Source organism: Sphingobacterium sp. CZ-UAM (genome assembly GCF_002000245.1).
Classification (GTDB): domain Bacteria; phylum Bacteroidota; class Bacteroidia; order Sphingobacteriales; family Sphingobacteriaceae; genus Sphingobacterium.
Genome location: NZ_MTCM01000001.1, coordinates 2,192,253 through 2,214,684 on the forward strand (window position 1 = coordinate 2,192,253; position 22,432 = coordinate 2,214,684).

24 protein-coding genes are annotated in these 22,432 nt (G+C 38.6%); 16 read left to right on the forward strand and 8 right to left on the reverse strand.

The genetic code is table 11. The features are described from left to right. Window positions 1-1,238 precede the first annotated feature (1,238 nt). Complete coding sequence (locus tag BWD42_RS09330; RefSeq protein WP_077435290.1) at window positions 1,239-1,859, forward strand: hypothetical protein; 621 nt, start codon at window positions 1,239-1,241, stop codon at window positions 1,857-1,859. A 42-nt stretch (window positions 1,860-1,901) separates the two neighbouring features. On the opposite strand, the gene BWD42_RS09335 is transcribed toward BWD42_RS09330, so the two are convergent. Beyond that, window positions 1,902-2,381 (reverse strand): SRPBCC family protein, encoded by a 480-nt coding sequence (locus BWD42_RS09335; protein ID WP_077435292.1) that lies wholly within the window; start codon window positions 2,379-2,381, stop codon window positions 1,902-1,904. Window positions 2,382-2,498: 117 nt separating this feature from the next. Between BWD42_RS09335 and BWD42_RS09340 the strand changes: the two genes are divergently transcribed. Next, complete coding sequence (locus BWD42_RS09340) at window positions 2,499-3,008, forward strand: GNAT family N-acetyltransferase (protein ID WP_077435294.1); 510 nt, start codon at window positions 2,499-2,501, stop codon at window positions 3,006-3,008. Beyond that, on the forward strand, window positions 3,005-3,850 hold the full coding sequence (locus tag BWD42_RS09345; protein WP_077435296.1) for a metallophosphoesterase: 846 nt from the start codon (window positions 3,005-3,007) through the stop codon (window positions 3,848-3,850). Before BWD42_RS09340 ends, BWD42_RS09345 begins: the two co-directional genes overlap by 4 nt. A gap of 48 nt (window positions 3,851-3,898) precedes the next feature. Here the strand turns inward: BWD42_RS09345 and BWD42_RS09350 are convergent, their stop codons facing one another. Continuing rightward, the gene (locus tag BWD42_RS09350) at window positions 3,899-4,480 is read right to left on the reverse strand and encodes a TetR/AcrR family transcriptional regulator (protein WP_077435298.1); all 582 of its coding nucleotides are present in this window, start codon (window positions 4,478-4,480) and stop codon (window positions 3,899-3,901) included. A 58-nt stretch (window positions 4,481-4,538) separates the two neighbouring features. Between BWD42_RS09350 and BWD42_RS09355 the strand changes: the two genes are divergently transcribed. Together BWD42_RS09355 and BWD42_RS09360 are read left to right on the forward strand one after the other, a co-directional pair. Further along, window positions 4,539-4,727: a hypothetical protein gene (locus BWD42_RS09355; protein WP_077435300.1), complete on the forward strand. Its 189-nt coding sequence runs from the start codon at window positions 4,539-4,541 to the stop codon at window positions 4,725-4,727. Between the two features lie 569 nt (window positions 4,728-5,296). After that, a complete protein-coding gene (locus BWD42_RS09360) occupies window positions 5,297-5,587 on the forward strand; it encodes an RNA polymerase alpha subunit C-terminal domain-containing protein (protein WP_077435302.1) in 291 nt (96 codons plus the stop codon). Window positions 5,588-5,724: 137 nt separating this feature from the next. Here the strand turns inward: BWD42_RS09360 and BWD42_RS09365 are convergent, their stop codons facing one another. Further along, a complete protein-coding gene (locus tag BWD42_RS09365; RefSeq protein ID WP_077435304.1) occupies window positions 5,725-6,150 on the reverse strand; it encodes a cold-shock protein in 426 nt (141 codons plus the stop codon). Window positions 6,151-6,436: 286 nt separating this feature from the next. Between BWD42_RS09365 and BWD42_RS09370 the strand changes: the two genes are divergently transcribed. Continuing rightward, complete coding sequence (locus BWD42_RS09370; protein WP_077435306.1) at window positions 6,437-6,718, forward strand: GNAT family N-acetyltransferase; 282 nt, start codon at window positions 6,437-6,439, stop codon at window positions 6,716-6,718. A 55-nt stretch (window positions 6,719-6,773) separates the two neighbouring features. Here the strand turns inward: BWD42_RS09370 and leuS are convergent, their stop codons facing one another. After that, a complete protein-coding gene (leuS, locus tag BWD42_RS09375; RefSeq protein ID WP_077435308.1) occupies window positions 6,774-9,557 on the reverse strand; it encodes a leucine--tRNA ligase in 2,784 nt (927 codons plus the stop codon). A 218-nt stretch (window positions 9,558-9,775) separates the two neighbouring features. On the opposite strand from leuS, the gene BWD42_RS09380 reads away from it, so the two are divergent. The 5 genes from BWD42_RS09380 to BWD42_RS09400 are packed head-to-tail and all read left to right on the forward strand — an operon-like array spanning window position 9,776 to window position 13,474. Next, complete coding sequence (locus tag BWD42_RS09380; RefSeq protein WP_077435310.1) at window positions 9,776-10,654, forward strand: cell division protein FtsX; 879 nt, start codon at window positions 9,776-9,778, stop codon at window positions 10,652-10,654. 2 nt (window positions 10,655-10,656) lie between these two features. Then, the gene (locus BWD42_RS09385; protein ID WP_077435312.1) at window positions 10,657-10,902 is read left to right on the forward strand and encodes a DUF3098 domain-containing protein; all 246 of its coding nucleotides are present in this window, start codon (window positions 10,657-10,659) and stop codon (window positions 10,900-10,902) included. Between the two features lie 15 nt (window positions 10,903-10,917). After that, window positions 10,918-11,712: an undecaprenyl-diphosphate phosphatase gene (locus tag BWD42_RS09390; protein ID WP_077435314.1), complete on the forward strand. Its 795-nt coding sequence runs from the start codon at window positions 10,918-10,920 to the stop codon at window positions 11,710-11,712. 9 nt (window positions 11,713-11,721) lie between these two features. Next, a complete protein-coding gene (gene truB, locus BWD42_RS09395) occupies window positions 11,722-12,444 on the forward strand; it encodes a tRNA pseudouridine(55) synthase TruB (protein ID WP_077435316.1) in 723 nt (240 codons plus the stop codon). A 55-nt stretch (window positions 12,445-12,499) separates the two neighbouring features. After that, window positions 12,500-13,474, forward strand: a complete 975-nt coding sequence (locus BWD42_RS09400) for a bifunctional riboflavin kinase/FAD synthetase (protein WP_077435318.1) — start codon at window positions 12,500-12,502, stop codon at window positions 13,472-13,474. 187 nt (window positions 13,475-13,661) lie between these two features. Here BWD42_RS09400 and aroQ read toward each other — a convergent pair whose 3' ends face one another. Then, window positions 13,662-14,081, reverse strand: coding sequence for a type II 3-dehydroquinate dehydratase (aroQ, locus tag BWD42_RS09405; RefSeq protein ID WP_077435320.1), 420 nt, complete (start codon window positions 14,079-14,081; stop codon window positions 13,662-13,664). 185 nt (window positions 14,082-14,266) lie between these two features. After that, a complete protein-coding gene (locus BWD42_RS09410) occupies window positions 14,267-15,940 on the reverse strand; it encodes a gliding motility protein RemB (protein ID WP_077435322.1) in 1,674 nt (557 codons plus the stop codon). Window positions 15,941-16,136: 196 nt separating this feature from the next. Between BWD42_RS09410 and BWD42_RS09415 the strand changes: the two genes are divergently transcribed. The 4 genes from BWD42_RS09415 to BWD42_RS09430 all read left to right on the forward strand — a co-directional run bounded on the left by BWD42_RS09415 (window position 16,137) and on the right by BWD42_RS09430 (window position 20,165). Next, window positions 16,137-17,552: a glycoside hydrolase family 125 protein gene (locus BWD42_RS09415; RefSeq protein WP_077435324.1), complete on the forward strand. Its 1,416-nt coding sequence runs from the start codon at window positions 16,137-16,139 to the stop codon at window positions 17,550-17,552. A gap of 54 nt (window positions 17,553-17,606) precedes the next feature. Beyond that, on the forward strand, window positions 17,607-18,431 hold the full coding sequence (gene murI, locus BWD42_RS09420; protein ID WP_077435326.1) for a glutamate racemase: 825 nt from the start codon (window positions 17,607-17,609) through the stop codon (window positions 18,429-18,431). A 68-nt stretch (window positions 18,432-18,499) separates the two neighbouring features. Next, window positions 18,500-18,745 (forward strand): hypothetical protein, encoded by a 246-nt coding sequence (locus BWD42_RS09425; protein ID WP_077435328.1) that lies wholly within the window; start codon window positions 18,500-18,502, stop codon window positions 18,743-18,745. A 169-nt stretch (window positions 18,746-18,914) separates the two neighbouring features. After that, window positions 18,915-20,165: a PQQ-dependent sugar dehydrogenase gene (locus tag BWD42_RS09430; RefSeq protein WP_077435330.1), complete on the forward strand. Its 1,251-nt coding sequence runs from the start codon at window positions 18,915-18,917 to the stop codon at window positions 20,163-20,165. Between the two features lie 553 nt (window positions 20,166-20,718). Here the strand turns inward: BWD42_RS09430 and BWD42_RS25080 are convergent. Both BWD42_RS25080 and rlmH read right to left on the reverse strand, forming a co-directional pair. After that, window positions 20,719-20,847, reverse strand: coding sequence for a hypothetical protein (locus BWD42_RS25080; protein ID WP_262507815.1), 129 nt, complete (start codon window positions 20,845-20,847; stop codon window positions 20,719-20,721). Between the two features lie 44 nt (window positions 20,848-20,891). After that, on the reverse strand, window positions 20,892-21,365 hold the full coding sequence (gene rlmH / locus BWD42_RS09435) for a 23S rRNA (pseudouridine(1915)-N(3))-methyltransferase RlmH (RefSeq protein WP_077435332.1): 474 nt from the start codon (window positions 21,363-21,365) through the stop codon (window positions 20,892-20,894). Between the two features lie 137 nt (window positions 21,366-21,502). Between rlmH and BWD42_RS09440 the strand changes: the two genes are divergently transcribed. Further along, window positions 21,503-22,396 (forward strand): DUF3078 domain-containing protein, encoded by an 894-nt coding sequence (locus BWD42_RS09440; protein WP_077435334.1) that lies wholly within the window; start codon window positions 21,503-21,505, stop codon window positions 22,394-22,396. Window positions 22,397-22,432 lie beyond the last annotated feature (36 nt).

The window sequence follows — 22,432 nt, forward strand, 5'->3', positions numbered from 1 at the left end:
TAGCTGTAAACGATACGTTAATCAAGAATAAGTCCGTAGATGAGTAGGTCTATTTGCGAAAAAATGCTAAAATAACAGGGTTCAAAAGCGCATTTCTTATGGGTTAAAACCACATAGACCATGCGCATTATTGGTCAAAACCGCCTTTGACACAAGTTTTCATCCTTTAGCACTAAAATCAACAATATGAGCTATATTATTATTTAAAATAGAATACTTTACAAGTATTACATAAATTAAAAAATAATGTAAAAAACAGGACAAAAGCTACGGTTTTCAACTAAAAAAGAGCTTGGATAAAATTTTATCCACACCTTTTTCTCCAATACAACAACCTTCCCTACATCGAGTCAATCTAAAAATATCATCTTTCAACTGCTGTATATTTCTACTGCGCTTTGCCTGCTTGCTTGCTTGCTTGCTTGCTTGCTTGCTTGCTTGCTTGCTTGCTTGCTTGCTTGCTTGCTTGCTTGCTTGCTTGCTTGCTTGCTTGCTTCAGACGAAACAACTTCCAAAACTTCCAAACGAAGGGACTAAACGATCATCCGCAGCTCGCCCCAGCCTGCATCACAGCTACCCTTTATTTAACCGCATTTTTAAGCGATACAAAACATTTACGGACAAAAGAGCAGCAAGACATAGCTTAAACAAAATAATGTCTTAAAAGCCATAGAAAGCGGATAGAAACCGATCAGCTTGCACAGCGCAAACGATCATCAACCGTTACCCGCCAGCTTGCGTTACCTCCACCCTTACGCTAAGCACATTATTAAACGGCACAAGCCCTTTGCAGACAGCAAAGGCGCAAGAATATAGCTCAAACCAAAAGGTCCTTAAAAGCCATAAAAAATAGATCCACGCCAAAACAGCTTGTCCAGCGCAAACGATATTTTATAAGCGCTACAAGCGCTTCATGTGTAATACCAGCAGATTTACCACATAGAAAAACAATCAGGAAATAATTAAAAAAGACAAAACAAATTATTCTTCAGCATAATAACAGCATCTAAATAAACAGAAAAATCACATCCATAAAACACAATTCAAATCATAAAGACCAGACAACACAGAATTTTAAAAAACAGATTCAAGCAAAAAGTCTCGCTTCTTTTTATCTTTGCCTTACAATGTAATTCATTATATGCATAATTATTCGCCTGAAGACAGCTTATTTCTGCAGATCGAGATCAATTATCTCTCATCTACTTTGCTACATCCAGACACTATTCATTTATTATATGGAAAGCTATTCATCTGATCACAGTTCTTTTTTACAAACCGAGATACGAAAAATCAAGAAAATCCGCAATGCAGGTATCGGACTATTTATAGCAATGTTTCTTCTTTGCTATGGCTTTTTCTTCTATGTTTTCTTGGATAAGTGGGCAGTTACCTCAGATAAACTGACATTTTTTTACAGGTCACTCCCGCTATTGAGTACATTGTTCGTCTATTTCGGCGTATTATTCGGCGCGCTCAACTGGGTCGTTTACGCCAAAAATCAGAAATTTATTATTATCCTACGGGGTCTCAATACTCGCGATCTTGATATTTATCAGCGATACACCAGAAGACTTGTCCGTATCTATGCAAGCATCGCCCCTTATCTTTTCCGTGAGCATGAACTTATATTCTTTCCTTTTTGGGGAAGTAAAAAGATTCCGATCAGTCAGATTCACCGCATAGAGACCAGGATTATACGGAATCATCGGGGCCCAGATAGTTTCCGTATCTACTTTTACAATGAATTCTCCAAGATTCATCAGGTGACAATGAACCAGAGAGGTGCATTCGATTTCCTGCAGGAACAGCTTTTAGAACAAAACCCGGACCTCAGCATCATTTCGAAAAACCATTAAGCCCCTTATACACAGTCTGCCTGTAAAAAGCAATCCTCCACCCTACCCTTCGAGATAGCGGTTATAATCTCCTGACTCGGCAACCAGCTTGATGATATGATTGCGTTCTTCGAGAAACCGTCTCATATAACCTGCCAGGAAAGACCATTCGGCAAACCGCCCCAAAAGCCCTAGGGGTGCCCTAAAATTAAATACATCCCGCATCAGCACCGTACCATCGGCCTGCTCTTCGAAAAGATGCTGATGATCCATCGACCGAAATGCCCCCTGTATCATTTTGTCTTCAAAAAAATAGGGTTTTTCCATTTTTGTGATCCGCACCGTCAAGGTTTGATATACACCCAGATGTCTTGCCCGCCACTGAACGGTCTGTCCGGCTTCGATCAGCCCACTGGTCACACCTGCTATCGCTTTCTCGTTTGTCTTACCAGTCGAATACATGTGCAGATCTATACTGCGGGCAAGGTCAAAAACAATCGCTATAGGCGCGTTTACAATGGTATCTAAGATAAGTGTTGGCATAAAATCTTACTATCGGTGAATTCGGAACAAATTTCGTAAAAAACACGAATTTCTTAGGAAAGCGGCCAACAATTATCTAATTTAACCCTCCAATCTAATATCAAGAACAAGAAGGCTATGATCACATTGCTTCCATTTGAAGAAGCTGACTTTGACCGCTTCAAATCCTGGATCAGATCTCCAGAAGAACTCCTGCAGTTTGCAGGTCCATATTTTTCATTTCCAGTGACTGATGAACAATTAAAAAAGTATATTGACGATCCCAGACGCCGTCCCTATAAAATTGTCAGTACAGAAACGCACAACGTTATCGGACATTGTGAATTGAACTTTGAAAGAAGTATACCACGATTATCCCGCATATTGATTGCTGACAATACGGAAAGAAATAAGGGCTATGGTAAGAAAACCATTAATGCGATGCTGAAACTCCTTTTTATCGATGATATATACGATAAAGCAGACCTAAATGTGTTCGAATGGAACAGCAGTGCAATAAAATGCTATGAAGGCGTGGGATTTGAAATCAACGAAAGTATCACCACCGAAACTCCCATTGGAAATGGAATCTGGAAAGGTCTAAATATGCAGATTACAAAATCGGACTGGCTAGCCAAAACACAATGAAAAAGAAACGTTTTTTTAAGAAAGCCTTTATTACCCTGACCTTGATCGCTGCACTGCTTGGTTATTATGCCTGGCAGATCGAACCACATTGGGTCAGATTCGACCAGTTAAAACTCCCGATAAAAAACCTCCCCGAAAAACTTGAAGGGAAAACGCTGGTTCAGATTTCGGATATCCATATCGGCGACTATGTTGATAAAGACTTTATCATAAACAACTTCGCAAAAGTAGGAGTTATGCATGCGGACATTATTGTTTACACAGGCGATTTTGTCCGGTTAGTAGATAATGCCTTGCCACTGGACGATCTTGATGCAGTCTTGCGATTAGCTCCAAGAGGAAAGTTACAGACATTGGCCATACTGGGGAATCATGACTACGGACGGGCTTTTAAGGATGGTGCCGCAGCTGACTCGATCACTGCATTATTAACAAAGTATTGTATTACCGTTTTAAGAAACGAAAGTCTGCAGATAAATGGTCTCCATATCTATGGCATGGACGACTATTGGGGGACAAACTTTGACCCCATCAAAACGATGCAGAATTATAGCCCCAAGCAAGCAAGTCTTGTCCTCTGTCACAACCCCGATGTTGCGGATCTGGATGTATGGAACGGCTATGAGGGGTGGATTTTATCCGGACATACACATGCTGGACAAGTTCGGCTCCCATTCTGGGGCTCCCCTATTATCCCCGTCTCGAATAAAAACTATGATCAGGGCATTAAGAAAGTTTCCGGAAACCGAACGCTCTATATCAACAGGGGCCTTGGTCATAGTATCCCCATCCGCTTTAATGCACGCCCCGAAATAGCCATTTTCACCTTAACAAAGGGCTAAGATCAGGGATACGGCCTAGTTTAACGCTTTCATAGACACAATATGGAATTAAATCAGGTATGGATAAAAAGCCACTTCTACCGTTTGTTTATAGTCTTCGAATGCATCTGATTCAAACCGGCCACCCAATACAGCAAAACTTGATGACCAGAAATCAGATATAATAAAAATCTGACGTACAAAGCCCTTCAGAATCGTTATTGGCACATCCTGCCTAAACATCCCCAGCTTGGAGTAATATCCAAAGAGGGAAATAAACTGTTCCTCGCGTTGCGCAACAAGAGTCCGGTAGGCATCCCCAATAGCAGGTATCCAAGTACAGATCTCGACAAAATTGACAAAAATAAACTTATATTTATTGATTAACTGATAAGATCCCTTGGTAAATTCCAGCAATAAATCCTGAAATGTCACATCTTTCTTTTGAAACAAAACCATCATTTGGTCATAGTCGTTCCTGAGCTGCTCAAAGACAGTAAAGATAATATCTTCTGTATGTTTGAAGTGATAATGTAGATTTCCCGCACTAATACCCATTTCCTGCGCAATCTGCCGTGTGGTAACCGTACGTATCCCTTCTTGATTATATAAACTTAATGCTGTATCAATAATTTTTTCTTTCGTATTCATGACACAAAATTAGAACAATTGTTCTAATTTTGTGTCATGAATACGAAATGAAGATCATATGAATGGCGAAAAGAAAGGAAACTGGCTAAAAAATCAATACCTTGATCTAAAGCAAACGCTTATTCCAGCCCATCCAAATGATGGCCCTTGGAAGAAATTCGGTAAACAGACAGCTTTTTTTATGTTTTTAACTTTGATGGTATGCGGCGCAATTGCCATGTTGATCGCCATTTCGTTTGCGCACTAGTAAAGAATCTTTTTGACGGTCTATTTATTTTCTATTGGTTATGCTGGTTCTTTATTCGATTTACACGGTTACAGCATTTCCCTATTCCATTTTTAAACAATTGGCTTACGGATTTTGCATTTGTTCCTATTATTGCTCATGTCGCATCTATCATAGGAAGCTTTCTATTCAATAAAGGAAAACCGCATGGATATCCTTTATACCAAATTTGGATTATATCGGCGATCGTATCACTATTGTTTGAGTACGTGATGCCTAACTACACAGACTATAATACGGGAGATCCGTATGATGTCATCGCTTATTTTATGGGAGGATTATTTTACTTCTTATTCCATCAGCCCCGTTATATCAGAAAAAGTTCAGATAGAACCAATCATATTGTTTGCAGCCAAAATTAAAGCACAACTGATAAAAATACGTTCTGGAACAATATAGAATATATGTTCAGAAAAATCCTGCTCAAAGCCACTACAGAATATCTTATCGGTAAACAGACCTTCAATAGCAAAAAAACTATAATTGAAAAATAGTGTTGATATTGTAATTAATTAGCAGATATAGGTCATATGACAAGAATCAAAACCAAAAGAACATGTAGTAATGGGCACAGCTTCTATAAGAGTACAGATTGCCCAACCTGTCCAATATGCGAAAAGGAAATGAAACCTGAAGATGGTTTTCTAGCTCTTTTGAGTAGCCCCGCTAGAAATGCACTGTTAAACCATGGTATAGATCAACTTGAAAAGCTGGCTCAGCACTCGATAAAGGACCTATTGAAGCTCCATGGTCTTGGAAAAGCTTCCTTGCCCCTGTTAAGTCAGGCATTAATGGAAAAGGGATTAAAATTTAAGGAGTAGACTGCCCCAAAGGCCACTCTGTGAGTTAACAACAAAAAAATAAGCCCTCGATTAGCTTCCATCTAGTTTCTCGCTACTTAGAAGTGCTTGAGGGCTTTATCGTTCAACGCTTTTAACACAAGCGGAATTTTCGTTTATTAATATTCAATCAAAACTTCAGTTACCTGAGCACCCTGTTTTGCACTCTTGAACTTGAACTTAACTTTTTGATTCAGGTTTAATTTTTGCCCAACAAGTCGATCATTGAAATAAATAGATTGTTGCGTCTCATTATCTCTGATGAACCCATAATTGGAATCGGTATTGTAATGGACAACTTTTCCGAAGGAATAGTCATCTTGATGATTGGAAGCCATACTTGGGCTCTCCCCTTCTTTTAATTTGATTGCAGGTCTATCTGAGATATTCCCATGCTCATCAACATAAGCAAACAATTCTTCCAAAGATTTTCCTTTGTCGTTGTTGGTTTTGTTGAATTCTTTTTTCTCAATCTTTTGTTGTTTTTTGAGTAATTTCTTTTTTTCTCGTTCTTTTTTGTTAAATGTAATTTGGCTTTTGCTCATTCAATATGGATTAAAATAAAATGTTCCCGAGGAGGTTTCGGACCTTTAGAGCTTTGTTGAAAAGATAAAAATGCGAGGTGTTCTAAGGAGATAATTGCAAAGGTACGAAAAAAATAGAAGAAATCCATGACATCCCCATTAGCCCCAGCAACTCTCTCTGCCTAAACTATAAGAAATCGTGGTCCCTGGGCGACAGACCTATCGTCTATAATACCGCAGCACCACAAAAATTGAAGGTTTTCATAAAACAAAAATATCTTTTGGACGTTATTTTGAAAAAAACACTATGGAAGTAAAAAATATCGAAAGAGATGACAGAGGTAATTTCATTGCTGAAGTGGAAAATAACGAAGCCGGAATACTCGAATATACATGGCAGAACGAAAACGAATTCTCCATAGACCACACGGAGGTTTACGACGAATATAAAGGGATGAGTGTCGGCAAAAAACTCGTCCTTGAAGCGGTGGATTATGCCCGTAAAAACGAAGCGAAGATTATCCCAAACTGTCCTTACGCAAAATCAATTTTTGATAAAACAATTGCTTTTCAGGACGTATTGGCATAAAAAAGCCATTTTATCCTGGTGATAAAATGGCTTTTATCTTTAATAGTTGTATGTACTAAGCGACAATATTGATTATTTTTCCTTTTACAAAAATAATCTTCTTAATGGGCTTACCGTCAAGATGTCTTTGTACATCTGCGTGTGCCCTGATCGTCTCTTCAACAGTTTGTTGATCCAAATCAAGTGCTAGTGACAGATTAAACTTCATTTTGCCATTGAAAGAAACCGGATATGCAAATTCAGCCTCAACCAGATATTCCGGTTTGAACGTAGGATAAGTTGCTTGGGAAAGCGTACCCGCCTCGTGCCCTAATAAGTTCCATAGCTCCTCTGTAATATGTGGTGCATACGATTGAAGAACGATAACAAGCTGCTCCAATATCTGGCGCTTATTGCATTTCAAATCGGTCAATTCATTCACACAGATCATAAAAGCGGAAACCGAAGTATTAAACGAAAAGCGTTCAATATCATCCTCCACTTTCTTGATAATCTTATGCAAAGCCTTGAACTCCGCTTTTGAGGGTTCTTCATCCGATACATTAAAATTACCTTCGGCATCGTGAAACAGGCGCCATACTTTCTTTAGAAACTTATAAACCCCTTCTATACCATTGGTATTCCAAGGCTTGGCTTGCTCCAACGGCCCCAAAAACATTTCGTAAAGACGTAAGGTATCAGCGCCATACGTCTCAATAATATCATCCGGATTAACGACATTGAATTTTGATTTGGACATTTTCTCCACCTCACTGCCACAGATGTATTTACCATTTTCCAATACAAACTCCGCGTTTGCAAAATCAGGTCTGAAATTTTTGAATTTTTCCAGATCCAATACGTCATTCGATACAATATTGACGTCCACATGCAGCGGAATCGTATTGTAGTCATTTCGCAATCCATAAGATACAAATTGATTCGTCCCTCTGCCTTCTTCATCAAGTACACGGTAGACAAAATTCGAACGCCCTTGAATCATACCTTGGTTGATCAATTTTCGGAAAGGCTCTTCCTCATTATGATAACCGAGATCTTTTAAAAACTTATTCCAAAAACGTGAATATAACAAGTGACCTGTAGCATGTTCTGAACCGCCAATGTATAAATCAACGGCTTTCCAGTAGTCAACAGCTTCTTTTGAAGCAAAGTTACCCTCATTTTTTGGATCCATATATCTGAACCAGTACCATGAAGAACCTGCCCAACCGGGCATTGTACTCAACTCATATTCATACTGATCCTCATATTTCCAGTCTTTGGCACGTCCCAAAGGAGGCTCGCCAGACTCTGTCGGCAAGTATTTATCAACCTCAGGTAATAATAGAGGTAGTTCTTCTTCCTTAATAAGGTATGGTAGACCATTTTTAAAGTAGACTGGAACAGGTTCGCCCCAATAACGTTGACGGCCAAAAATCGCATCGCGCATGCGGAAGTTGATCTTTGCTTTACCTAATTTCAATTCTTCCAGCTTGGCAATCAGCGCAGGCACAGCCTCCTGATAGGTCATACCGTTGATGAAATCAGAATTGATGTATTTTCCATCTTTATTCGGATCAGCTTCTTCTTCAATCTGCTGTGTATCCGAAATCGGGATAATTTCTAAATTAAAATGTTTAGCAAAAACATAATCACGTTGATCGCCACTAGGTACAGCCATAACCGCTCCTGTGCCATATCCCGCCAAAACATAATCTGCAATCCATATCTGTACGTCCCGGCCTGAAATAGGGTGCTTAGCATAAGCCCCTGTGAAGGCTCCCGATACTGTTTTGGTATCGGCCATACGATCTAGTTCAGATTTTTTTGCCGTCTTGTCAATGTAAGCCTCTACTTCCGCTTTTTGCTCAGGGGTAGTCAACGATGCCACCAATTCATGTTCAGGTGCAAGAACGATAAATGAAACGCCAAAAATGGTATCCACACGTGTTGTAAAAACCTCAATGGAGGTTTCTAGTTGCGGAACAGGGAATTTAACCGAAGCTCCAACCGATTTACCGATCCAGTTACGTTGCATTTCAACCAATGGCTCTGGCCAATCAATGGTATCCAAACCTTTCAACAGCCGGTCGGCATAAGCTGTAATGCGCATGGACCATTGCATCATCTTCTTTTGCTCCACAGGATAGCCGCCACGCTCCGAGACGCCGTTAATTACTTCGTCATTGGCCAATACTGTTCCCAAAGCGGCACACCAATTGACCGTGCTCTCGCGCAAATACGCAATACGATATTTTAACAACTCACGTTGTTGTTTTTCTTCATCAAAAGCTTTCCATTCTTCCGAAGTAAAATCCAGCACGTCTTCGTCAGAAACAGCCTGAATTGCTGTAGAACCACTTGTAGAAAATTTCGCAATCAATGTGTCGATAGACTCCGCTTTATCCGTCTCTTTATTATACCAGGAATCGAATAATTTCATAAAAATCCATTGCGTCCATTTATAATAGTCGGATTCAGAAGTACGGACTTCTCTACTCCAGTCATAAGAGAAACCAATGTTGTCCATCTGTTCGCGGTAGCGACTGATATTTGCTTCGGTTGTAACCGCAGGATGTTGCCCCGTTTGGATAGCGTATTGTTCCGCAGGAAGTCCAAAGGAATCATAACCCATTGGATGCAAAACGTTGAAGCCTTTTAGTCGTTTATATCGTGAAAAGATATCCGAAGCAATGTATCCCAGTGGATGACCAACATGCAGTCCCGCCCCAGATGGATAAGGAAACATATCCAACACATAGTATTTTGGCTTCTGGTGCGTATCTGATGTTTTATAGGTTTGATGATCCGCCCAAAACTTTTGCCACTTTTTCTCTAATGATTTGTGATTATACTCCATTTTTGTTCGTAAGGAATTTTTATGACTTGCGAAATTACGATTTTAATACTGAAATGTGATAAAAGTTTTGTAGTTTGAACAATAAATTCTAGTATTGAAAAGTTATTTAAACATAGGTAGAAAACAAAATTCGAATTGATTTTTATCAAAGTAATTACAAGATAAATTCGAAATCTTCCGCTCAATTAGTTACTTTCGCAAATAAATTTTTGCTTATTATGTCAGAATACGAATTAAGCACACAAAAAAGAAAAACAAAGTCTGTATATGTATCCACGGTTATCAGTATTGCGCTGGTGCTATTGGTAACAGGTATGTTAGGCTTACTATTGGTGCACGCTAAAAATCTTTCAAAGTACGTTAAAGAAAACATTGTCCTGAATGTCATTGTAAATGATGGCACCAGTGAAGGTGATGTGCTTTCTTTGCAAAAAGATCTTGAAAAAGACCCTTATGTCCTTCGCTCGGTGTATATCAGCAAGGAAATTGCTGCGAAAAACCTGAAAGAAGATCTAGGCGAAGATTTTGTACAGTATCTTGGACACAATCCTTTATTACCATCATTGGATGTCTATATGAAGGAAAATTATGCCAATACTGATAGCATCAAAACATTCATCGAAAAAATCTCTAAAAACAACAAAATAAAAGAGGTTGTCTATCAGGAATCACTGATTGATATGGTCAATAAAAACGTGCGGATCATTGGGATGATCGTTTTGGCATTTGCCGTGATCTTATTGATCATTGCTGTTGCCTTAATCAATAATACAATACGTTTGGCCATTTATTCGCAGCGTTTCTTAATTAAAAGCATGCAGTTAATTGGCGCGACCAAGAATTTTATTCGCAAACCTTTTATCACCTACGGCATTATACATGGTTTATTAGGTTCACTGATTGCAATTCTACTATTGATATTGACCCTTAAATTAGCGCAACAACAGATACCAGAATTGGTCTTTTTACGCAACTGGTTTGAGTTTGCTGTCATCTTCCTAGGTGTTATCTGCATCGGGATTTTAATCTCTGGCCTTAGCACTTACTTTGCTGTAACGAAATATTTAAAAGCTCAATCTAACGATTTATATAGATAAAAATGGCTCAAATAAAGAAAACAACTGAATCTGTAAATAAAGGTTCCTTCGTATTTTCCAAAATAAATTATCAGCTTTTCATAGCTAGTTTGGTTATTGTGGTTATCGGCTTCGCATTGATGTCCGGAGAGAGTGATATTTATAGCTTTACCAAAATTACCTTAGCACCTATTGTCGTTGTTCTAGGCTTTGCCTTAGGCTTTGTAGCGATTTTATATCGTCCCAAAACAACGAAAACTGAAGAATAACTTTATTAAAAACAAATGTCTATTATTGAAGCTATAATCCTTGCTATTATCGAAGGATTAACGGAGTTTTTGCCTGTCTCCTCCACAGGTCATATGATTATAGCAACGGCGTTGATGGGTATCCAACCCTCAGCCTTTGTTAAGTTATTTACGATTGTCATTCAACTGGGAACAATATTATCTGTTCTTGTTTTATATTATAAGCGTTTCTTTAAATCGCTTTCATTTTATTATAAGCTGGTGATTGCGGCTATTCCGGCATCGGTGCTGGGTTTACTTTTTAACGATTACATCGATTCACTTCTGGAAAGCCCGCTAATGGTTGCCATCATGCTGGTCATTGGTGGCGTTGTTTTACTCTTTGTGGACAAATGGTTTAATAAGCCTATTGTTGAAGATTCGGACAACGTTTCCTACAAGCAAGCCTTTATGATCGGTGTATATCAGTGCCTTGCATTAATCCCGGGTACTTCCAGATCTGCAAGTACCATTATCGGTGGTATGGCTGAAAAATTAACCCGTAAAGCAGCTGCAGAATTTTCATTTTTTCTCGCTTTACCGATGATGTTTGGCGCATCGGCTGTTAAACTTCTAAAATTCTTCAAAGAAGGAAATTCCTTTACAGGCGAGGAACTAAATCTTCTTATCGTTGGTAACTTAATTGGTTTTGTTGTTGCAATTATTGCCATTAAATCTTTTATTGGGTTTTTAACAAAATATGGCTTTAAGGCTTTCGGATGGTATAGAATAGTTGTTGGAATTATTATTTTGGCACTACTTCTTTCTGGTCACAGTTTACAAATTATCTAAAATTTTTTCATGGAAAATAACGAGGTTGGTGAAAGCTCAGCAAGGTTTAATTTTGCTGATGGTGAAATGTTGTTGATTGATAAACCTTTGACATGGACAAGTTTCGACGTTGTTGGTAAAGTCAGAAACTCACTGAAACCATTGAAATTAAAAGTTGGCCATGCAGGTACGTTGGACCCCTTAGCAACGGGATTACTGATCGTCTGCACAGGTAAGTTGACAAAGAAGATCGACGCTTATCAGGCCGAAGACAAGGAATATACAGGAACAATTACATTGGGCGGAACCACCCCCTCCTATGACCTGGAAACCGAAATAGACGAGACATTTCCGATCGATCATATTACCGAACAAATGATCTTTGATGCTGCAAAGACTTTCGAAGGCGATATTCAGCAATTTCCGCCAGCGCACTCGGCCATAAAAATAAATGGTGAGCGCGTCTACGAGAAGGCCCGCCGCGGGGAAGAAGTCGAAATAAAATCCCGTCAGGTGCGGATCAACAGCTTCGAAATCGAGAAGATAGAACTTCCGAATGTGTATTTTCGCATTTCTTGTTCAAAGGGCACTTATATCCGATCATTGGCGTACGACTTTGGAAAAGTATTGCATAGCGGATCCCACTTGAGTTCGTTGAGACGTACCAAAAGTGGTGATTATCATGTTGAAAACGCCTGGAATCTTGAACAGCTTATCGCCGAAATAAAACGTCATAAGGAAATCATTAAATAAGCCCATCGGTACAGTTTATTGATTCTTTATCTTATTTTTGCAAAAAATCCTATAAATGAAAATCTACAGAAGTTTAGAAGATTTCTCCCCCGTTGAAAATGCAGTAGTTACCATTGGTACTTTTGATGGTGTCCATATCGGTCATCAGAAAATATTAGTCCACTTAAAGGAGGCTGCTCAAAAAATTAACGGTGAAACCATATTACTTACTTTTTTCCCGCATCCGCGATTAATTATTAATCCAGATGATGATAGCTTACGTTTAATAAATGATATTGAGGAAAAAGTAAGTCAACTGGGTAAGGTCGGTATTGACCATCTTATCATTATCCCCTTTTCCCGAGATTTTTCCAATCAAACTCCTGAAGAATATATCAGCAATGTGCTCGTAGGTAAATTGGGTACAAAGAAAATCGTTATCGGATATGACCACCATTTCGGAAAAGATCGTAAAGGCACATTGGGCGATCTGGAACAGTTTGCTTCCATATTTGACTATAGTGTAGAAGAAATTCCTGAACAGGATATCAATGATATCGCTGTCTCCTCTACCCGTGTGCGTGAAGCGCTTATTAAAGGCGATATCAAAACAGCTAATCTATACTTGGGTTATCCGTTTGAGTTAACGGGCACAGTCATCAGGGGAGATCAAATTGGCCGGACAATCGGTTTTCCTACCGCCAATCTACAAGTGCATGAACCGCATAAGTTAATTCCTGCTTATGGGATATATGCGGTTGAAGTTTATATCTACGATCATATCCAGAATATCACTACAGGCGAATATAAGGAAGAAAAGCCTATTTCTATTGCCAAAGGGATGGGATATATCGGCACGAGACCTACCGTCGACGGAATGAACCGTGCCATTGAAATCAGTCTATTTGATTTTGACCAGGACATCTATGGGAAGACACTCCGTGTCAAATTCCTTCATTTTATCCGACATGATGAACGTTTTGGGTCACTTGAAGAAATGAAAGCGCAGATCAAAGCAGATGAAATCGCAATAAGAGATCTTATTGCATAAAATCTGAGGACAATATATATAAAGCAAAAGAGCGGGAATTCCCGCTCTTTTGCTTTATATAACCTATTATTAGCTTCCTTATTGCTTTCGCATAATCCGCTTATTTCATTGTCTTATTTATTCCCCACTTTCATCGCCCCTGCTCCACTTGACGAATTCCCAGCATATCCAAATACCTGTTGTATTTTTAAACTAAAAGCGCTTCGATACCAAGTCTATAACTATCTAATCCAAAACCACATATCACACCCTTACAATTTTTAGCCAGAAAAGAATGATGTCTAAATTCCTCGCGTTGATGAACATTGCTGATATGGACTTCAATGACTGGCGTCTGAACAGCTGCAATCGCATCTCCAATTGCAGCGGAAGTGTGCGTATATGCACCAGCATTCATTACAATTCCATCGTATTCAAAGCCGACCGCATGAATTTTATCAATTAATATTCCTTCGGAGTTACTCTGAAAATATTCCAACTGAACTGCTGAAAAGCTTTTTTTCAGCTCCTCGAAATAACTCAGAAAATCCTGACTTCCATAGATTGACTTTTCTCTAACCCCTAAAAGATTTAAGTTCGGGCCATTTAATACAAGGATTTTTTTCATCGGTATTTAGTGATTTTTTCTATATTTTTCTATTAGACAATACGCTATTGCTGCCGTTAGTTTGTAAATGATATAAATTGGTTCATTAAACAAGAAACATCATGATTATACATTCCTTTGTACGGCCTGATTAATCATGATGTTCAGATAAGCTCAGTAATGTGCTTCAAATATATAAAAACTTCCTATAAATCATTATAGATTGCTCTAAAGCTTGAACGAAGTCCAAATGTAACCACACCTGATTTATTCACGACCGGAGTATCATACTGTGCTTTCGCATAGCGCTGCATATAACCCAATTCTAAACGAAGATTGTATTTAGGATTAAGGACATACGCTGCTTTCGCATCCGCATAATAGATATTATTTTTTATCCCTTGCGCGATATGGTTTCCATACATATTTGGAATGGTGTTATACGATTGAAAGATATTTCCGCCCATATTAGTTCCGTCAGGTAGATCCAATCCATTCTGTGTATACATTCCCTGTAATGAAAAGTCCCATCTGTCCCAGGCATAGTTTACGAGACCGACCAACTCTCTAAAGTTAGCTCCTTTCGGGTGTGCCAATGGCTCGGCATTGTTACTGTAATTGGAATAAGATTTAAAGTGCGCATAGGTATAGGGTCTAGCCGTATTATACTCCGCAAGGAAGTTGAGGTTTTTAACGCCAAACATATCATAACCTCTTACCCCTAACTGTGCCCCCCATTTGTTATGGGCGTAACCATTACCCGCAAAAAATTCCTTGGCCGTAAATTCGCCTAATAAAAACTGACCATATACAGTCAGGTTATAAGGTAATTTATATTTTGAAGTGGCTCCTAGGAACATTTTATCCGGTGAAGATCGACTGTTACTTTCAACAGGACGTATGAAAATAATCGGGCTTATGTAACTAAAGTCAAAACCTCTCTTTCCAGCGTCATCCTGTGCTGCCCAAACAACAGACTGGAAAAATCCCACAGATAATTTATTGGTCACATTCCAATCCAAATATTGGAATGCCCCCCATTTCTTACCGTCACCCAAACGTTTATTTACTTGTCCTTCCATCGGATAGATACCGGTCATATCTTGTCTCGGATGTGTCGGATCATTCATATAGGCCCAGATGGAGGTATACTGCACATTGCCGATTGTACCGGTCAGCTTCAGATGGGCATAATTGGATGAAAAGTCAGAAAGCAGCATCGAGCGGTACCCGTCCCCAATAAAGTTTTTATCGTAAGCTAAGGTGGCTTGAATATACTTGTGCGCATCATAAGTCATACTTGCAGTCGCATACATCCAGTCCATTTTATTTTTAGACTGAAATTTGGTATTTCCCTGACCAGGAATTACTTTATTAGCGACAATATAATCGTCAAGATACTTGGGAAAAACAGCTTGGCTCTCAAAAGCCGAAGAATTAAACGTAAATTTATTGCCTACATTCAATCCCACCTGAAATCCTCTGCCATTCATCCATGTACGACGTTTATCTCCTTGCATGTCTTTACCTATATACATATCCGGCAAAAAATCCGCATAGAATGTATAATCATCTTTCTCCACTTGAACCAAATGCTCATTAAAGATCTTACGCATAAACCAATTTGATGAGGAAACTGGTTTATTGGATTGAATCGAGTCAAATTTGGCCAATAACAGAGAATCCTTAATGACAAAGGGTTTGGCTGATGTATGCATTCTCGTTTCAGTAGAATAAACGACATCGTTCATTTTCTGATAAAAGTGATACGAATAAGGCTGACTTTTAATTTGTCCAAAACCTGCAAACGAGACACCTACCCCGATGCCTGCCAGCACAATTCGAAGTAAATTATTTTTTTTTGATATATTAAGCCCCATAAAATTATTTCAAAGATTATTTCTTCTAGCAAAATGCATTCCTAACTGCAAATTAACCGAATAAAAATGACTTTATTAACATCTGTAGTCAATTTTATGATGCTAAAACGTATTTGCTGTTCGTTATATTCAAAAATATTTATATCTTGCATCTTTGTAAATAACCTTGTATAACAAAAAATCATCCCTAATAAGCATGAAACGCAGAACATTTATCCAAAACGCAACCTTATTGACAGCAGGTGCATTTGCAAGCAAATTTTCATTTGCTCAGGAACATTCTTTTCCTACTGTACGTACAGCGAAAGAAAAACGACTTTTTTCAAGTAAAGTAATTGAAGATGCCATTATAGAGTTTCAAAAAAATGTCAAAAACAGAGAACTGGCCTGGTTATTTAACAATTGCTTTCCAAATACGTTGGATACAACCGTGTTTCCTTATGTTGAAAATGGCAGAAACTATACCTACGTTATTACGGGAGATATCGATGCCATGTGGTTACGTGATAGTAGTGCACAGGTATGGCCCTATCTTCCTTTCATGAAAAGAGATAAAAAACTACAGAACCTCATTGTAGGATTGATACAGAAGCAAAGTAAATGCATCAACATTGACCCTTATGCCAATGCATTTTATAATGATCCAACAAAAAAAGGGGAATGGTTCAGCGATCATACCAGCATGAAACCTGGAATTCATGAACGAAAATGGGAAATCGACTCACTATGTTACCCAATCCGATTAGCTTATCACTACTGGAAGGAAACAAATGATAGCAGCCCCTTCAATGAAGAGTGGTTAGAAGCACAACACAAGATCTACCAAACTTTTGTTGAACAGCAACGTAAAGATAATTTAGGTCCTTATAAATTTGAGCGGACAACATCTAGAGGCTCCGACACACTACAAGTAGACGGTTATGGCTATCCTGTAAATCCGGTAGGCTTGATCTGCTCAAGCTTTAGACCTTCGGACGACTCAACGATCTTTTCGTTCCTAATTCCCTCCAACCTATTTGCGATTGTCAGCTTGAGACAAGCTGCTGAAATTCTTAAAAAGGTCAAAAACGAACAAACGCTTTCAGCGAAAATGGAATCCCTCGCAAATGAAGTTGAAGCTGCTGTAAATAAATACGGCATCATCGATCATCCGACTTTAGGCAGGATATATGCTTTTGAAGTAGATGGTTATTCAAGTCACCTGATGATGGATGACGCTAATATACCCAGTTTATTAGCACTGCCTTACTTAGGAGCGGTGGACATCAATGACGAGGTATATCAACGTACCCGTAATTTTGTATTGTCGGATAAGAATCCATTCTTTTTTAAAGGTACCGCAGCTGAAGGGATCGGCGGCCCACATATCGGTCGTGATATGATTTGGCCAATGTCCATTATTATGCGTGCACAGACCTCAACAAACGATGAAGAAATCCGCAACTGCATCAAAACGTTGGTGAGTACACACGGTGGAACGGGATTTATGCATGAATCGTTCCATAAAAACGATCCAAAAAAATTCACAAGACATTGGTTTGCCTGGACCAATACATTATTTGGCGAATTAATTTGGAAATTATACAAAGAGAAACCATCTTTGCTTCAATAAAACTGAAGCTGATAACGCAATGTTATAGGTGGATGTTACTTATAGCATTGCGTTATGGATAATACTCTAACTTCTGGTCCCATTGGAATTTTTGATTCAGGCTATGGTGGCCTTTCTGTATTTAAAGAAATTCAGCAACTCCTACCCCAATATGATTATATTTATTTGGGGGACAATGCACGCGTTCCCTATGGTACACGCTCATTTGAAACCGTATATAATTACACCAAGCAGTGCGTATTTAAACTATTTGACCTAGGCTGTAATCTCGTTATCCTAGCCTGTAACACCGCCTCTGCAAAGGCGTTAAGAACAATTCAGCAAAACGATCTTCCGCCGGGGAAAAAAGTACTTGGAGTCATCAGGCCTACGACTGAGATTATCCATAATTACACGAAAACAAATAAAATAGGTATTCTGGCAACAACCGGAACCGTAAAATCTGAATCGTATAAGATTGAGATACATAAATTTAATCCTGAAATTGAAGTTTTTCAACACGACTGTCCTTTTTGGGTTCCGCTCGTCGAAAATAATGAGATCAATACGGAGGGGGCACATTATTTTGTCCAAAAAGACCTTCATGAGCTGCTACAGAAATCTGACCAGATTGATACTATCGTATTAGCCTGCACACATTACCCTTTACTATTACCGGTCATCGAAAAATATGTCCCGAAAAATGTCAATATTATCTCGCAAGGGCCTATTGTTGCGCAGAGTCTGCAAAACTATCTTAGCCGTCATGCAGAAATAGAAGCATGCTGTTCAAAAAATGGCCAATTGGCCTTCTATACCACAGATGATCCCAGGGATTTTGAAACCAAAGCAAAAATATTCTTTGGGAAACATGTAGATGCCAGTCATATCAGTGTTTAAAAATAAAAAGCTGCGAATTCTTAAAACTTTTATGCTTTACCTTTCGTTATCAGGTAAAGGAGTGTAGAATGAAAAAGAATTTTGTAACGATAGCATACAATCAAGAAACACGGCATTGTGAGTCAAAAGAGTTTTCAACTTTCCAGGAAAGTGCGGACTATTTTAAGACCTTTGAAACATCCGCTCAGCCAAATTATATTCCTGTATGTGTCTATAATTTAAGCACAGATGCAATATTAGAGGTAAGCGATTATTTTGTCAATAAGGACAATGAATTACAACAGATATTAAATCACTGTCTGAACACGCTCTAGTTCTCCTTAAAAATACCCCCCAAAAAAAGATGGAATTGTATCCCATCGTCCCCACTGTGGGTTTGTGGCAGGATGTCGATAAATTTATTACATTATATCAAACCTCATTTCAATTAATTTTTAATATCTTCAAGCTAATAATCAGACCAAAAAAAACAAGTCATTAATAATGAAGAATAAACTGACAATAAGCCTCTTAACAATAGCGATAGGCTTGACTGCCTGCAACTCCAATCATGCGAACTCAAGTGCCGGATCAGATAGCACAGCTAACTCTACGGATACCACAAGCTACCCTCCAGTAGAGACACAAAAAGCGAACTCGGATTACAAACCTGCTTTTGCCGGACAGACTCGAATTGCAGGCGCTAAAACAAAGACAGCCTTTGAGGGCAAGGTTATCGCTGAAGGATTAAAATCTCCTTGGGGGATTGTAGCGCTACCGGATGGCAGATTACTGATTACGGAGAAAGAAGGTGACATGCGTATGGTGGCTGCCGATGGTAAATTAAGCGAACCGATAAAAGGTATACCCGCTGTCAATGCCAGCGGCCAAGGTGGATTGCTCGGTCTACGGCTCGACCCGAATTTTGGTTCAAATCGTATGGTATATTGGGTGTTTGCGGACAATACACCCGCAGGGACATTAACGGCTGTTGCAAAAGGTAAACTTTCAGCCGATGATAAATCAATCGAAGACGCCAAGGTCATTTATCAAGCTACACCGGCTCATAAAGGCAATCTGCATTATGGCGGACGTATTGTTTTTGATAAAGAAGGAAATATTGTCTTCAGTACGGGAGAGCGTTCCGATTTAGAGACAAGGCCTTTGGCTCAGGATTTAAATGCTGCGCTAGGGAAGATTTTGCGCATTACAAAAGAGGGGCAGCCTGCATCTGGTAATCCGTTTGTCGGAAAAGCCAATGCACGACCAGAGATTTACAGTTATGGACATCGCAATCCGCAAGGGCTTGCTTTCCATCCTGAAACCGGGGATTTATGGGAGACTGAATTTGGCCCTCGTGGTGGAGACGAACTCAATCGGATTCAAGCTGGTAACAATTATGGTTGGCCAACCATAACCTACGGAATCGAATACAAAGGTGATAAAGTCGGTGCTGGTATACAGCAAAAAGAGGGACTTGAGCAACCAGTCTATTACTGGGACCCGGTACTTTCTCCTAGTGGGATCACATTTTATACTGGACAAAACATACCTGAATGGAAAAACAACCTCTTTATATGCGGATTAAGTAGCACCCATATTGCCAGAATTATTTTGAAAGATAACAAGGTTGTTGGTGAAGAAAGACTATTGGGCAATGAAGGTCAGCGATTCAGGGATATTACACAGGGGTCTGATGGCGCATTATATGCCATTACCGATCTTGGTAGACTCTATAAAATAGATAAAAAATAAGTATGATACTGCACTGAGGCGTTCCAAAGGATACGCCCCGTTTTTCTTTAGCTGTATTGATATACCCAAGCTATTTATTTCAAACATTTGAATTTCACATGCTCGCATTCAGATTAGGAACCTTATACTGCAATTAATTCCGCTCGCTGAATACGAGGCGATGAAGATGTTCTGGCCCACTGCTCCTATTTTATTTCTCCAGCGCTAAATCTCAAAAGAGTAATTTATCAAAGGCAATTTGACATGATCTAAAGTTTGGCTTGATTATTGAAGATATGTTGTCGAAACAATAAATTATTATATGGTAAAAAAAGAAAAAATGAAAAAATTATTAGAAATTACCCCCCTATCATTCTATATGACCAACTGGGGATTTATCAACAACACCGAACCCAAAAGAACGCGCAAAACCTCCCAACCTTCTCCAAAAAATTAAGCGTTCTCTTCCAACAATTTCAATTAAATTTACTAAAATCATCTGCTGATATCCTCCATACGGATACCAAGTAAGAGATTTATTCTTTTACTTAATCCGTAATTAGAGGATATCAAATTATGCAAAATAAATTGCCAATAAAATCACAATAACGATACAGGCTATCATGATGTATTTGTTCAATTGGCTATTTTTCTCTCCTTCGTCACTTTTATAGTGATAATCACGTTTGTTCGGCAAATTCATAAGTCTGTTTTTATTCATGATGAAGTTACGGACTTTTTTCCATATTATTCATGATGATAAGGTTCACCCTTCATAATTGAAAACGCCCGGTAAAGTTGTTCAGTAAAGAATAAACGGATCATCTGATGTGAAAATGTCATCTTTGACAAGGACATTTTGGAACTGGCACGGTCATAGATCTTTTGGTCAAATCCGTAAGGCCCTCCAATAATAAACACCATATGTTGCACACTATTGATCATCATTTTCTCCAAATAAGCAGAAAAATCCAAGGAGCGAAACTCTTTACCGAACTCATCCAAGAGAATTACCATATCCTGTGGCTGCAATTGTTTTAAAATCAACCCGGCCTCTTTATCTTTCTGTTGCTCCTCAGAAAGACTTTTGCTATTTTTAATATCAGGTATCACAACAATATTAAAATTAACATAGAACTTGAGTCTTTTGATGTATTTATCGATCCCTTCGATCAAATATTTATCATCAGTTTTTCCAATACAAAGTAACGTTATTTTCATAGTATTTATCAAGTTCTCAAAGTTCCGATTTTATTTAAAATATACGTAAACAAAAAGCCACAAAACAATAAACAATATTATTCGTTTAGTAATAGAACATTTATTTTCGCAAAATATGCACAAAAACCAAATTTAATATGAAAAAAATTAAATCGATCTTTCTTATTGCCTTAAGTTTAATTAGCTTTCGAAGTTTCAGCCAAGAAGTCCCCACAGATACCGCCAAAACATGGACAATCAAAGGTGAAAACACTTTTTTGATCAACCAAAGTTCTTTCTCCAATTGGGCTGCAGGGGGTGTCAATTCATTTTCAGGAAATCTAACCTTAAATTATGATTTCAATTATAAGAAAGACAAATGGTCCTGGGACAACAAAGTATTAGCAGCCTATGGTTTAACTTTCCAAAAGGAATCTGACTGGCGCAAGAACGATGACAGATTGGTATTGAACAGCTTACTTGGACATAAAGCCTCAGCATATTGGATGTATACCTTTTTCTTGAACTTTAACACGCAATTTGCCGATGGATTTGATTATACCAAAACTCCCAAAGAGCGTATTTCACGATTTCTAGCGCCAGCATATTTGAGCTTTGGGCCGGGTTTTGCCTATAAGAAATCTGACAATCTGCGATTTAATTTGTCTCCGGCGGCGGTAAGATTTGTTTTCGTTAATGACACACTCCTTTCTACGCGATATGGACTTGATCCTGGCAAGAAGGTAAGGACAGAATTTGGCGCCTCTTTTGATGCTTATTACAAAGTAAACCTTATGGAAAATGTTTCCTTTGAAAATATCTTGAAACTCTATTCAAATTACTTGGATAAGCCACAGAATGTTGATATTGATTACACCGCAAACCTCTTTATGAAGGTCAATAAATTCATCACTGTAAATGCAGGTGTACAGATGATCTATGATGACAATACAGCCATTCCGATTATTAAAGAAGGAAAAGAAATTGGGAAAAGAAACTCCGCTTTACAGATCAGACAGATCGTCGGAGCTGGGGTGACTTACAAATTCTAGCTGCCTAAAGCGAAAGCATACAACTATCCATCAAAG